Raw genomic sequence first — 12,422 nt, forward strand, 5'->3', positions numbered from 1 at the left:
TTTATCTAACGATAAAACGTTTTGATATTCATCAACGAGTGCCCACACAGATTGATAGGTTTAAATTGTTAAAGAGCGCTAGCGTTTTGTGATTCACATCTCAGTCGCTAGGGGTGCGTACTATACCTGCACCACTTTGAGAGTCAAGGGTTATTTTCAAACTCTTTTTCTCTACCGATTTCGCCGTGTGACTTTCGTCTCACTCCGTGTCGGTGAGGCGGCATTATAGAGAGATTGAGATGGAGCACAAGGGCTTTTTGAAATAAAAGTTTTGTTCGCCTAAAAAGCCACCAGATCCGCATTTTTCGAATAAAAACTAAACATTTGAGACGTATCACAGCAATACATTGGAAAAATGGAAGCCATGAACGTAAGATTCATGTGTCTATTTTGTTAATGGTAGATGCGTCTATTTCGTTTATTAATATGTAGTATTCCGATATGAACTCAAAAAAATCGATGTTGTTAATTGTCGCACTGGCTGTATTAGGCGGCATTGTTTTCTCTCAGGTAGATATATCGCCTGCAATTACCTTTATCCTTGGTGTCTTGGCTTCCGCTTTTGTTGTTAACTTTTCAAGCACCGACTCAAAATCAGATTCAGAACCTAAGGCTTCAACCAAAACACTTTATGTGGGTAACCTTCCATACAAAGCGAACGAATCACATGTACGTGAATTATTCTCAGAGCATGGTGAAGTATTTGCAGTACGTTTAATGAAAGACAAACGTACTGGTAAAAGAAGAGGCTTTGGATTTGTTGTTATGGCAAGTAATGATGTGAATCATGCGATCTCTGCACTTAACGATAAAGATTACATGCAACGCACTTTAAAAGTACGTGTTGCAAATGATCCTAAACATCCTGAAGCGGACGAATCTGAACTGAGCTAAACCCTAACTGCTTTAACATACTATTTAGTGCACTTTCTTTTTTAGGAAGTGCACTACAAAAAACCTCACGCACTCCCCCTTCTTTATTAATGCTTTCCAAACCCAACAAATCTTGAACCCGTTTAGCTATCGCTTTACCAGAATCTATCAGCACTACACTTTCACCCAGTACTTGTTGAATCTCTGATTTGATCAATGGGAAATGGGTACACCCTAATACGGCTACATCAATTGTGTTGATCATCGGTTGAAGGATTTGCTGCAACTCTTCAAGGTTAATCTCCTCACCTCTGAGTTTATCTTCGGCCATATCCACCAGCCGAGTAGAACCTAACAGCTCTACTCTTTTATTACTCGAGAAGTTTTTGATGAGCTCGTGTGTGTATTCACGAGTAATCGTCGCGGGAGTCGCAATAAGGCCAACCGCTTTATTAGCCAGTAACGAAGCAGGTTTGATTGCCGGGACTACGCCGACAATAGGGATAAGGTTATTAGCGCGAAGTGTCGGCAGGACTATCGTACTAGCCGTATTACAAGCTATCACCACGATATCAATAGCGTGACTCGCCACAAAACTGGCGACGATACTTGGGACTCGCTGAATGAGGACTTGCTGATCGAGCTCACCATAAGGGTAAGCCTCGTTATCGAATACATAGATATAGTTGTGATTGGGTAGTAACTGGCTTATCTCTTTATATACAGACAGACCGCCAACACCAGAATCAAAGACCAATATGTTTTTTTGTATGCTTTCCGACACAACCATTACCTGTAAGAAGTTCCGCAGCAATGATACCCCTTCACTTAGTTTTCGCCAATCATCACTCTATATAATGCAAGCTCGGTAGCGTTGATGCACAAAGCGCTCACCCTGCTCTGTATTTTCTAGCGCTATCTTAAGCTTTCCTTTAAAGCATGGCGCTGACGTGACTAAGGTATGAAACTCACCATCTTCACCACATGGGTCGACGTGGTTTGGTAAACTATCTATTAGTTCAGGCGTGTATTGTTGCCCACAATAGCCAACACCTAATGCCTCACTATCAACCGTGACGAGAAAGGTTTCGATTCCTCTATTTATGATTTCTTGAGCCAGCGCTTGGCTACTCTCTCCCAGTAGAGGAAATACACACTCCCAACCCGCAGGTTCTATATAACTTCTTCGGTAATCAGCAATACCATTGCAAAACATATCGCCGAATGCCACGGCATCAATTGATAAACCCGACTCTTTAAGCGCCGTAACAATCGTACTTTGATAGATCTCGTTACTTGGGAAGACTTCCGGCAGCTCAATCGCTATTAATGGCAAGCCGATCAATGTTGCCTGCATTCCGACAACCTCGATTGGCGTGACTTGGAAAGGAACCTCATCTCCCACATACGTAGTATAGAGAGCAACAACTTCATACTCGGTGCTTTCAAGTAGACGTTCTAGGGTTAATGTAGAGTCTTTACCTGACGACCAACTTATGACGACTTTCTTTTTCATTGATATACCTGATAAGAAAAAACCGCCCGAAGGCGGTTTAGGTGATAATTAGAATTGGTAAGTAGCATTCACGTAATATGTACGCTCTGGTGATGGGTATCCACCAGCAGTCTCGTACTCTTCGTCAGTTAAGTTATCCACTCGACCATTTAAAGTAAGGTTTTCATTCGCATAGTAGTTCACAGAAACATCAAACAAGCTATACGCTGCGAGATCTTCAGAGAAGTCCGGTCTCTCACCTACATATTGGTAACCTAATGAAACATCAACATCATCGAAACTAGCCACTGCATTATACTTGTAAATCTTCTTAGCTCGGCGTATTAGTTGCTCACCAGATTGATCTTCTGGGTCTTGGAAATTAGCGCTCACTTGGTGGTTAATAAAGCTAGTATCAAATCCAACGACCATTTCCACGCCACGTAATTGGCTTTCGCCATCGGTATTGTAGTACTTACTTGTCGCGTAGTTGTAATCAATTAAGTCTTCGACGTTCGTGTCATAGCCAGTAATCGACCAATCAACATCCTTGATTAAGCCACCAAAAGTCAGCTCAAATGAATCTGCCTTTTCAGCTTCTAGTTGTGCATTTCCGTAGTAGCTATATAGTTGATATAAGTTAGGTGCCTTGAAGGATGTGCCATAAGCTGCTTTCACAACAAGCCACTCAGCATAACGATAGCCTAACCCTGTGTTGTAAGTAGTTTCTGTACCAAACTGCTCATTGTCATCAACACGAAGACTCAGTTCTCCGAACACTTTATCCGCGTCTGCGTTTAATGCAGCGAAGTACGCAACATTCGTTCTGTCGTATTCAGTATTCGAAGGCTTAACAATATAAGCCTCATCACGCCAATCTACACCGCCACTAAGAGTCAGTGCCGAAGTCAGTTTGTATGAATTCACCCATTGAACATTTAGCTGTTCAAGCTCATCAGATGTTGCTGACGCTGAGTTCTTGCCTAAAGACTGTTCGTAGTTCCAGTTATCTTGATTCTGATAGTTAACTAGGAAATCAGACTTAAGTTCACTGCCACTATATTTAACACCAGTAGCAAAGGTAGAATTTTGAACTTCAGCTTCTTTGTAAGAATGGTCTGTACCAAATGAACCATCGTACTGAGAAATGGTTTCAAACATACGGAAATTCGCGAAGCCACTCCATTTCTGATCAAAATTATGAACATAACCAATTAGAGCATTGCGTGATTCAAAACCATGGCGATCACCATCATTAACACCTGGTAATGGATGAACGTTGTATCCCTCATCAGAATCGTAACCAACAGATACGTTTAAGTGACCATTTTCACCGACCTTAGTACCACTAACAAAGCTCAACTCTTCGTAATCTAAGCTTCCCAAGCCAGCACTTACCACCGTTTTTTCATTGTCAGAGTTTGCAACGGTAATAATATTGATAACACCGCCGATCGCTTCTGAGCCATACATAGCGGCACGAGCTCCTCGAACGTATTCCACACGATCAACGAATGTAATTGGTAACTGGCTAAAATCGACACCACCTTTCGCAGCTCGCGCAAAACGAATACCATCAATTAGAACAAGTACCTGATCAGAATTAGAACCACGTACAAAGATCGAAGCTTGCTGACCTCGGCCTCCATTTTGTGAAACCTGGATACCCGTCAATCGTCTAAACACATCTGTTAGAGACTTAGCTTGGATTCGATCGATATCTTGGCGTGTTACTACTTCAACTTGAGCGACAACACTTTCCGTGCTCTGCTCAAAACGGTTAGCCGTCACCACCATGGTTTCGTCGGCAGATGCTTGTTGGGCGTGTAAATTGGAGATAGGTGAAAGCAGCGATGCTACAGCAACCGCTAAAAGGGATTTGTTCATGTTGTGATCCTAAATCGCGTAAAGTCCTACCAAACCACATCTTATGGTTTGGCCGCTGGCAGGTATTCGGACTCAAGAGCACAACCCTTATGGTTACCTAATATTCGACTTCCCACAAAAAGCTATTTGCAGTGTCTTATGAATACTCGTTCTCTTTTACCGCTGCGCGTCAGTTCTGGATTTACACCAGATTCCCTCTTCAGCCATCTATACATCTAAATGACACCAGCTTGCCGAAGATAGTATTGACCTCTGAATCATTTGTCTAGTCTAAGATAGTTATAAGCTATAGTTTTCATGGTCGATTTACATTGAATGGCTCTCAACACTGGACAAGCGCCTGTGATTGAATAAAATCTGCGCTCTTGATTTAAAAGCACGACAGCAAAAGGCATAACAATGGCGAATTTAGATGTAAACCCGCAACGCTACCAAGAACAACTGGCAGAAAAGACAGAGCGTCTTACAGAAATGTTCTCAGAATATGATGTGCCTGAACTGGAAGTGTATGAATCTCCAGAACAACACTACCGCATGCGTGCTGAGTTCCGTGTGTGGCATGAAGGTGACGATATGTATTACGTCATGTTCAATCAAGAGACTAAAGAAAAATACCGCGTAGACCAGTTCCCTGCAGCTAGCCGTCTTATCAATGACCTAATGCCTCTATTAACAGATGCAATGAAGGACAACCACTCTCTGCGCCACAAGCTATTCCAAGTAGATTTCCTTTCTACATTAAGCGGCGAGATTTTGGTGTCACTGCTTTACCACCGTCAATTAGGTGAACAGTGGATTCAAGATGCTAAAGCACTGAAGCAGCAATTGAACGATGAAGGTTTTAACCTAAACCTGATTGGTCGTGCGCGTAAGATGAAAATCGTACTGGACCGCGACTACGTCATTGAAAAGCTAGACGTGAATGGTGATAGCTACATCTACCAGCAAGTAGAGAACAGCTTTACTCAACCCAACGGCAAAGTAGCAGAGAAAATGTTGGAATGGGCTGTCGACTGTACTCAAGACAGCAAAGGCGACTTGCTTGAACTTTACTGTGGTAACGGTAACTTCTCATTAGCGCTGGCACAAAACTTCGAGCGTGTACTGGCAACAGAACTGGCGAAACCGTCAGTAGAATCTGCGCAATACAACATCGCGGCGAACAACATTGAAAATGTTCAGATCATCCGAATGTCTGCAGAAGATTTTACCGTAGCAATGGAAGGTAAGCGTGAGTTCCGTCGTCTACAGCAAGCGAACATCGATCTTAAGAGCTACAACTGCAACACTATCTTTGTTGATCCACCGCGTTCAGGTATGGATGTTGATACTTGTAAGATGGTTCAAGGTTACGAGCGTATCATGTACATCTCTTGTAACCCTGAAACATTGAAAGAGAACCTAGACATTCTGAGCGAAACGCACGATATCACTCGCTTTGCTCTGTTTGACCAGTTCCCTTACACCCACCACATGGAAGCGGGTGTGTTCTTAGAGCGTAAAGCATAAGTCTCGCTTTCTCGGTCTAAGACAAACAGCAGATACAAAAAAACGAGCCAATTGGCTCGTTTTTTTTATTTGTAGATTGGTTTAAGCGGTTTTACCGATAAAGCCTAGCTTCTTACCTATCCAGGCTAAAAGCAGCATCGCGACAATAATCGCAAAGAAGTTTGAGCCAGCATCAGGGTGTTGTGCTTTCACGAAAGCCGAGTGGCCAAATGCACCCACGAAGAAACAAGCTAGACCTACTAGTGGGATATCTTCAGATACTGGGTTAGTTAGGTATTCTTGGTAAAGCGCTTGTACTGCCAAAACTAAAGCGATCAGCGGAAAAATAGAGAAGCCCACTTCGCTCATTGTTACCCAAGATAACAATGCATCACCACACACACCGGCTACAACAGCAAGTACGAGTGTCTTTCTTTCAGAACCACGGTTTACAGTATTATTTTCATTCGACATTATTCAATCCCGCCTTTTAATCGGTTACGTTCACGTTCTTTACGATACCAAAAAGCTCCTTTGGCCATCATTCGCAATTGCATGATCAAGCGTTCAGCCAATTCATCTCGCTGACGTCGATCTAAATCTAATGCTTCTGCCCCTGAGTTGAAAACTAAGATGACCGAGGCTTCAGCTTGAGTAAAAGCTTCGTCCCTTGTCATGCCAGTCGTTATCAAATATTCGGTTAACTCAGCAGAGAAGTGCTGTATCTCACGAGCTACCGCTGCACGAAACTCAAATGAAGTTCCTGAGCGCTCTCGCAATAACAGTCTGAATACGTTAGGGCTGCTTTCAATGAATTCCATAAAGGTTTCAACCGATGTACGAATCACACTGCCTTCTTTTACTATGCGCTGCCTAGCTTGACGCATTAACTGGCGCAACAGTAAGCCACCTTCATCAACCATGGTTAAGCCAAGCTCATCCATGTCTTTGAAGTGACGATAAAAGGAAGTCGGTGCTATTCCAGCCTCACGAGCGACTTCTCTCAAGCTTAGATTGGAAAAACTACGATCAGCGCTGAGTTGGCTAAATGCAGCATCGATTAAGCTGCGACGAGTTTTTTCTTTTTGCTGTGCGCGAATGCCCATTGGTTTCATACTTTATCAATTTCTTCTTTTACAGCCTAAACAGGCATGTCTAATACTCTGTTCAATATAACGCGAATCACTTATTTATATAAGGCACTCTGGTTATATAAGACACTAAACATACCTCTTTGTTCACGTACCGAAGTAAATACGTTCGAAGAAAAAATTTCAATATCCACACTGTCATTTGGAGACATACGACATACCAAATATTATTTTTTCGATAACACTGCGTGATCCCACCGACTCTCTGATGCCCTTTTCATGTACCCAAGAACAGAATCAGTTAAAATCTCGCTAAAGCAATGTTAATCAAATATAACAAGGAAGATATCTATGCCGCACTCCAACCACTTTGATGTAATCGTAATTGGTAGTGGCCCCGGAGGAGAAGGGGCAGCGATGGGATTAACCAAAGCAGGGTTGAACGTTGCAATCATTGAAAAAGAGAGCAGCGTTGGTGGTGGTTGTACTCACTGGGGAACGATTCCTTCAAAAGCACTGCGTCATGCCGTAAGTCGTATTATCGAATTCAACAGTAATCCGCTGTTTTGTCAGAACAACAAAAGCATTCACTCAACGTTTTCCAACATTTTGGGTCATGCCAAATCGGTTATCGACAAGCAGACTCGATTACGCCAAGGCTTCTACGACCGCAACCAGTGCACGTTGGTATTTGGTACTGCACGTTTTATCGATACCAACACTGTCTCGGTAATGCAAAGCGATGGCACTGAAGAACATTACAGTGCAGACAAATTTGTTATCGCGACAGGCTCTCGCCCTTACCAACCAGATAACGTCGACTTCTTGCATGAACGTATCTACGACAGCGACTCGATTCTTTCTCTTAAACACGACCCGCAACACATCATCATCTATGGTGCTGGCGTTATTGGTTGTGAATACGCATCGATTTTCCGCGGTTTGGGTGTAAAAACCGATCTTATCAATACTCGTGACCGTCTGTTGTCATTCCTAGACAATGAAACCTCAGATGCGCTTTCTTACCACTTCTGGAACAGCGGCGTCGTGATTCGCAACGATGAAACCTTTGAGAAAATAGAAGGCACTGATGATGGCGTGATCATTCACTTAGAGTCAGGTAAAAAGATGCGTGCTGATTGCCTGCTGTATGCTAATGGCCGAACGGGTAATACCGATAAACTTAACCTTGGTGCTGTTGGCTTAGAAGCGGACTCGCGTGGGCAAGTCTCAGTAAACACCAACTACCAGACCAATGTTGACCATGTTTACGCTGTCGGTGATGTGATTGGCTACCCTAGCCTAGCAAGTGCTGCTTATGACCAAGGTCGATTTGTGGCTCAGGCAATTGTGAAAGGTGAAGCTGAGCGCCACCTTATTGAAGACATCCCAACCGGCATCTACACCATCCCGGAGATCAGCTCTGTTGGTAAAACCGAGCAAGAACTTACTGCAGCTAAAGTACCGTATGAAGTAGGACGTTCTTCATTCAAACACCTAGCTCGAGCTCAAATTGCGGGTAAAGACATTGGTAGCTTAAAGATTCTGTTCCATCGCGAAACCAAAGAGATTTTAGGTATCCACGTGTTTGGTGAGCGTGCCGCTGAAATCATCCATATCGGACAAGCGATTATGGAACAGAAAGGTGAAGCAAATACCATCGAGTACTTTGTGAATACGACCTTTAACTATCCAACGATGGCGGAAGCTTATCGTGTTGCAGCACTCAACGGGCTCAACCGCTTATTCTAGATAAAGAACCAATAGGAGTATTTGACCACCCATAGGCCAAATACATAAACAGCAAGCCATGCGCTTGCTGTTTTTATTTAAGACATTGAATAGTAAGGCATTGAAAGTAATTAGATCATGATGTTCTAAATACCTCTTTACCTGTACAGCCTCATTTATTCTCCACAAAAAGAGCCCTCAGAGCTAAGCGAGAAACTCACCCTTCTTCCACTGAGAAACAAACAACACACCAAGGCCAATTCCGCGCATTGCCATAAAGCTCAGCATCGCTAGCCAAAGTGCATGGTTCTCTAAACCTGATGCTAAGTAGAAAATCGCGAAGAAACTGCAGGTCGCAACAAACATACTATTGCGCATATCCTTGCCCTTGGTTGCTCCAACAAAAATACCATCTAATAAGAAGCACCACATAGACACCAATGGCATTGCGATTAACCACGGTAAATACACCTCAGCTTGGCTCTTCACGTCTGGGATTGTGGTGATCATATTGATTAAACTCGAGCCAGCGAGTGCGAACGCTATGGTCAGTACCAAACAAATATTGAAGCTCCAGAAGAAAGTACCAATCAATGACTGGTTCAGTTCATCTTTGTCTTTCGCGCCTATCGCTTTACCTACCATCGCTTCCATTGCGTAGGCAAAGCCATCCATCCCATAAGAGATGATCATTAAGAAACTCATCAACACGGCATTGGCCGCGACAACATCATCGCCAAAGCTTGCGCCTTGGAAGGTCATGAAAGTGAAAGTCGCTTGTAGACACAATGAACGAAGAAAGATATCGCGATTCAATTTCACGAAACGACTCAAACCTTGGCTGGTTTTCTTAAGCAGAGCCCATGCCGATGGTAACTGTTTCTTCGCCCAGATTCGGTAAACACAAATCAAGCCAAATGTTAGACCGGCATAATCAGCCATAACAGATGCCAATGCTGCACCTTCCACTTGCCATCCTAAGCCGATAACAAAAACGATATCCAAAACGATATTGGTGATATTGGTGATGATCACCATCCACATTGGCGCTTTGGCATTTTGAGTCCCGAGCAGCCAACCTAGAATCACAAAGTTAGTTAGCGCAGCAGGTGCACTCCAGGCACGGATTGAGAAATATTGCTGACCATAGTGCTTAACTTGATCACTGGCGCTACTCAATGAGAAAACTAAATCGGCGACTAAACTGTGTAAAAGTAAAAAGACACCAGCAAACCCTAAGGCCATGGTCACGCCCTGCACGAAGACTAAACCAAGTTGCTTGCCATCATTCGCACCATAAGATTGTGCGGCTAGCCCTGTTGTCGACATACGCAGGAAACCGAGCAACCAAAAGGTCACGCTGATCATTGTGCCGCCCAGTGCCACACCACCTAAATACCAAGAGTGCTCGAGGTGACCGATAACCGCCGCATCGACTAAGCCCAGCAGTGGAACAGTAATATTAGAGAGAACCATCGGGATCGCGAGCAACAGCACTTTTTTGTGCATCGCCTGATTGGATAGCGTTTGAAAAATAGTTTGGGGATTAAATAGCTTCACGATCACCTCTTAGATTAGAGGCGATAGTTTAACCTAGTGGGTGGGCTTTCACTATGTTGTGGAATTTTACTTATACCGGCTATGTACTCAGTTACTCGAAATACAAAACACCTAGGATTACCATTTCACGAGCACTAACTGTGGCGTTAAACGCTTTTTGACCTGAGAGATCTTACACAATAATCGCTGCCACAATTTCCAACGGTTGCATTGTTGGTCTAGTGGAGAAAACGCTTTTACCCACTGTGCCCATGGCAACCAATTGAGAACGCTGTCTATTGGAGAAGATAGGCCATGCGCATACTTTCCTGAACCAAGTTTTTGCCCCAACGTACTTGAGCTTTTATCTCCAGCTAACACTAAACACGCATGTGCATGAGTAAAGTAGCGGCTCAAAGACTGAATGAAGTTCGCCGTCTGCTGTTCATTGCAATCGAGCAGAGCATGTTCACACACCACCATCACCGAGGCTTGTTCTGGAATATTAAGCTCATCCAACCAAGTTAGGTCATCGACAGAACCACACTCCAAGCGATAGCGTTCATTTTTGTGGAACAGGCGTTGGCGCCACACTAGGTTTTCCGTCACATCCAACTCAACCCAATGGCAGCGTCCATTATCTAAACGGTAAAAACGGGTGTCGAGCCCTGCCCCAACATTGATGATCCAAGCATCTGGGTTGTGAGATAGAAATTGTTGAACTTGAGAGTCACAAAGTTGAGTCAGTGTTGCGTAGAGAAGCTGTTGTTGGTCAAGCTCACCAGTAAGACATTCAGGTGCGAGCTGGCAACGCTTGCAGGCTTGAGCTGCGATTGGGTCATAAACGAGACCATCATCGGCTAGGCTTTCGCGACTACGAAACCAAAGGTGTTGAACGAGGTTGGTCGGAACTTGGAATTCTTGATGTGCAGACCCTTGTTCAGAAGAAGCCTTTTGAACAGAGGAGCGCGGCTTACGAGTAAGCGGCTTCATTTGAGGTTTGGTTGGATTTGGCATCATCATCTTCCTTGTATCTCGACAAAGAAGATGATAATGAATATCAATTACAATAACAAGTTATTGAGAATAAATATCAATAAGCTGTTTGTACTGACTACATCCAGTCGGTGTTGCGAATAATACCAACCGCAAGCCCTTCAATAGACAAGTGTTGAGATTCTAGATCGACATGGATTGGAGAAAACTCTTCATTTTCAGCATGTAACAGCACCGTTGAACCTTTACGTTCTAGGCGTTTTACCGTTACATCATCATCGACACGAGCCACGACAACCTGACCATCGCGTACATCTTGTGTTTTATGAACAGCTAATAAATCACCATCCATAATACCAATGTCTTTCATACTTTCGCCATTTACACGAAGTAAGAAGTCAGCTTGTGGTTTAAACATGCCAGGGTCAACTTGGTAATGCATTTCTACATGCTCTTGAGCCAAGATAGGCTCACCAGCGGCAACCTGACCGATTAATGGTAAACCTTGCTCTTCGTTTGCTGCATCTTCAAGCAAAATACGAATACCGCGAGACGCACCCGGGATAATCTCAATCGCTTCTTTACGAGCAAGAGCTTTCAAATGTTCTTCTGCTGCATTAGCAGAACGGAAGCCTAGTTCACGCGCGATTTCTGCACGTGTCGGTGGCATACCGGAATCTTCGATCTTACCTTTGATAAGGTCAAAGACTTGTTGCTGGCGGGGCGTTAACGGCTTCATGATTCACCTGTCTTTTTATACAGTTGACTGTGAGTATATCCAGTAACTGAACAAAAGCAAAGCAATTGGTTGTTTTTAGTTCATTTTTAGCAAATTACAAAAACAGGATCTCTAGCCACACATAACCTGCGAGTGCCAAACAGATGAAAACCGCTGCCGAACCGACATCTTTAGCCATCCCAGAAAGCTCATGATGTTCACTGCCGATTCGGTCGACAACCGCTTCAATCGCGGTATTGATTAGCTCAACAACCATCACCAATACCACCGATGAGATCATCAAGATTCGCTCAACTTGGCTTACATCTAAGTAAAATGCCAACGGAATAAGCACGGCTGCCATGAAGACTTCTTGTCGAAATGCAGCCTCGTTTTTAAACGAACTCGTAATGCCTTGCCATGAAAAGCCTGCAGCTTTGATGATGCGTTTGAATCCGGTGTTTGATTTTTTGGTCATTTTTAACCCTATACTCAATCAGTCGATGAATGATTTTCCACAAACTTAACGGCAATATGACTATTTCCATTAAAAGGTTAGACCAGTTTCTGGTATTCTTGCATCGATTAAATTTACGCCTAGGCT

At 43.6% G+C, this 12,422-nt stretch carries 12 protein-coding genes and 1 riboswitch; of the genes, 3 read left to right on the forward strand and 9 right to left on the reverse strand.

Annotated elements, in window-relative coordinates:
• Nucleotides 1-441: 441 nt before the first annotated feature.
• Nucleotides 442-894 carry an RNA-binding protein gene (locus MSG38_RS23140; RefSeq protein ID WP_017061054.1) on the forward strand — a complete coding sequence of 151 codons (453 nt, stop codon included), beginning with the start codon at nucleotides 442-444 and terminating at the stop codon, nucleotides 892-894.
• Here the strand turns inward: MSG38_RS23140 and murI are convergent.
• Genes murI through btuB form a run of 3 tightly spaced genes read right to left on the reverse strand, consistent with a single transcriptional unit; the run spans nucleotide 857 to nucleotide 4,255 of the window.
• A complete protein-coding gene (gene murI / locus MSG38_RS23145) occupies nucleotides 857-1,663 on the reverse strand; it encodes a glutamate racemase (protein WP_248402747.1) in 807 nt (268 codons plus the stop codon). The genes MSG38_RS23140 and murI overlap by 38 nt on opposite strands.
• A gap of 60 nt (nucleotides 1,664-1,723) precedes the next feature.
• Entirely contained in the window at nucleotides 1,724-2,389 is a 666-nt protein-coding gene (locus MSG38_RS23150; RefSeq protein WP_248402728.1) for an adenine nucleotide alpha hydrolase, read from the reverse strand.
• 48 nt (nucleotides 2,390-2,437) lie between these two features.
• Entirely contained in the window at nucleotides 2,438-4,255 is a 1,818-nt protein-coding gene (gene btuB / locus MSG38_RS23155) for a TonB-dependent vitamin B12 receptor (protein WP_248402729.1), read from the reverse strand.
• A gap of 39 nt (nucleotides 4,256-4,294) precedes the next feature.
• Nucleotides 4,295-4,500, reverse strand: a riboswitch (cobalamin riboswitch).
• Between the two features lie 154 nt (nucleotides 4,501-4,654).
• On the opposite strand from btuB, the gene trmA reads away from it, so the two are divergent.
• Complete coding sequence (gene trmA / locus MSG38_RS23160) at nucleotides 4,655-5,764, forward strand: tRNA (uridine(54)-C5)-methyltransferase TrmA (protein WP_017061050.1); 1,110 nt, start codon at nucleotides 4,655-4,657, stop codon at nucleotides 5,762-5,764.
• A gap of 81 nt (nucleotides 5,765-5,845) precedes the next feature.
• Here the strand turns inward: trmA and MSG38_RS23165 are convergent, their stop codons facing one another.
• Together MSG38_RS23165 and fabR are read right to left on the reverse strand one after the other, a co-directional pair.
• The gene (locus tag MSG38_RS23165) at nucleotides 5,846-6,217 is read right to left on the reverse strand and encodes a YijD family membrane protein (RefSeq protein ID WP_050649833.1); all 372 of its coding nucleotides are present in this window, start codon (nucleotides 6,215-6,217) and stop codon (nucleotides 5,846-5,848) included.
• Nucleotides 6,217-6,858, reverse strand: coding sequence for an HTH-type transcriptional repressor FabR (gene fabR / locus MSG38_RS23170; protein WP_010438693.1), 642 nt, complete (start codon nucleotides 6,856-6,858; stop codon nucleotides 6,217-6,219). The genes MSG38_RS23165 and fabR overlap by 1 nt, the downstream gene beginning before the upstream one ends.
• A gap of 327 nt (nucleotides 6,859-7,185) precedes the next feature.
• On the opposite strand from fabR, the gene sthA reads away from it, so the two are divergent.
• Nucleotides 7,186-8,586 (forward strand): Si-specific NAD(P)(+) transhydrogenase, encoded by a 1,401-nt coding sequence (gene sthA, locus MSG38_RS23175; protein ID WP_017061048.1) that lies wholly within the window; start codon nucleotides 7,186-7,188, stop codon nucleotides 8,584-8,586.
• A gap of 183 nt (nucleotides 8,587-8,769) precedes the next feature.
• Here the strand turns inward: sthA and dinF are convergent, their stop codons facing one another.
• The 4 genes from dinF to MSG38_RS23195 form a co-directional block, all read right to left on the reverse strand.
• Entirely contained in the window at nucleotides 8,770-10,125 is a 1,356-nt protein-coding gene (dinF, locus tag MSG38_RS23180) for an MATE family efflux transporter DinF (RefSeq protein WP_181949961.1), read from the reverse strand.
• A 117-nt stretch (nucleotides 10,126-10,242) separates the two neighbouring features.
• A complete protein-coding gene (locus tag MSG38_RS23185; protein ID WP_048610739.1) occupies nucleotides 10,243-11,121 on the reverse strand; it encodes a class I SAM-dependent methyltransferase in 879 nt (292 codons plus the stop codon).
• 97 nt (nucleotides 11,122-11,218) lie between these two features.
• Nucleotides 11,219-11,839: a transcriptional repressor LexA gene (gene lexA, locus MSG38_RS23190; RefSeq protein ID WP_019820514.1), complete on the reverse strand. Its 621-nt coding sequence runs from the start codon at nucleotides 11,837-11,839 to the stop codon at nucleotides 11,219-11,221.
• 94 nt (nucleotides 11,840-11,933) lie between these two features.
• Complete coding sequence (locus MSG38_RS23195) at nucleotides 11,934-12,296, reverse strand: diacylglycerol kinase (RefSeq protein WP_048615036.1); 363 nt, start codon at nucleotides 12,294-12,296, stop codon at nucleotides 11,934-11,936.
• Nucleotides 12,297-12,422: the final 126 nt, after the last annotated feature.

The sequence above is a fragment of the Vibrio sp. 1CM24A genome (assembly GCF_023161725.1).
Classification (GTDB): Bacteria; Pseudomonadota; Gammaproteobacteria; order Enterobacterales; family Vibrionaceae; genus Vibrio; species Vibrio coralliirubri.

Bases quoted from the DNA above. Each gene is read 5' to 3' on its own strand.
- fabR (WP_010438693.1), bottom strand. From the start codon at position 6,858: ATGAAACCAATGGGCATTCGCGCACAGCAAAAAGAAAAAACTCGTCGC.
- MSG38_RS23150 (WP_248402728.1), bottom strand. From the start codon at position 2,389: ATGAAAAAGAAAGTCGTCATAAGTTGGTCGTCAGGTAAAGACTCTACA.
- MSG38_RS23165 (WP_050649833.1), bottom strand. From the start codon at position 6,217: ATGTCGAATGAAAATAATACTGTAAACCGTGGTTCTGAAAGAAAGACA.
- MSG38_RS23185 (WP_048610739.1), bottom strand. From the start codon at position 11,121: ATGCCAAATCCAACCAAACCTCAAATGAAGCCGCTTACTCGTAAGCCG.
- btuB (WP_248402729.1), bottom strand. From the start codon at position 4,255: ATGAACAAATCCCTTTTAGCGGTTGCTGTAGCATCGCTGCTTTCACCT.
- sthA (WP_017061048.1), top strand. From the start codon at position 7,186: ATGCCGCACTCCAACCACTTTGATGTAATCGTAATTGGTAGTGGCCCC.
- murI (WP_248402747.1), bottom strand. From the start codon at position 1,663: ATGGTTGTGTCGGAAAGCATACAAAAAAACATATTGGTCTTTGATTCT.
- MSG38_RS23195 (WP_048615036.1), bottom strand. From the start codon at position 12,296: ATGACCAAAAAATCAAACACCGGATTCAAACGCATCATCAAAGCTGCA.
- MSG38_RS23140 (WP_017061054.1), top strand. From the start codon at position 442: ATGAACTCAAAAAAATCGATGTTGTTAATTGTCGCACTGGCTGTATTA.
- lexA (WP_019820514.1), bottom strand. From the start codon at position 11,839: ATGAAGCCGTTAACGCCCCGCCAGCAACAAGTCTTTGACCTTATCAAA.
- trmA (WP_017061050.1), top strand. From the start codon at position 4,655: ATGGCGAATTTAGATGTAAACCCGCAACGCTACCAAGAACAACTGGCA.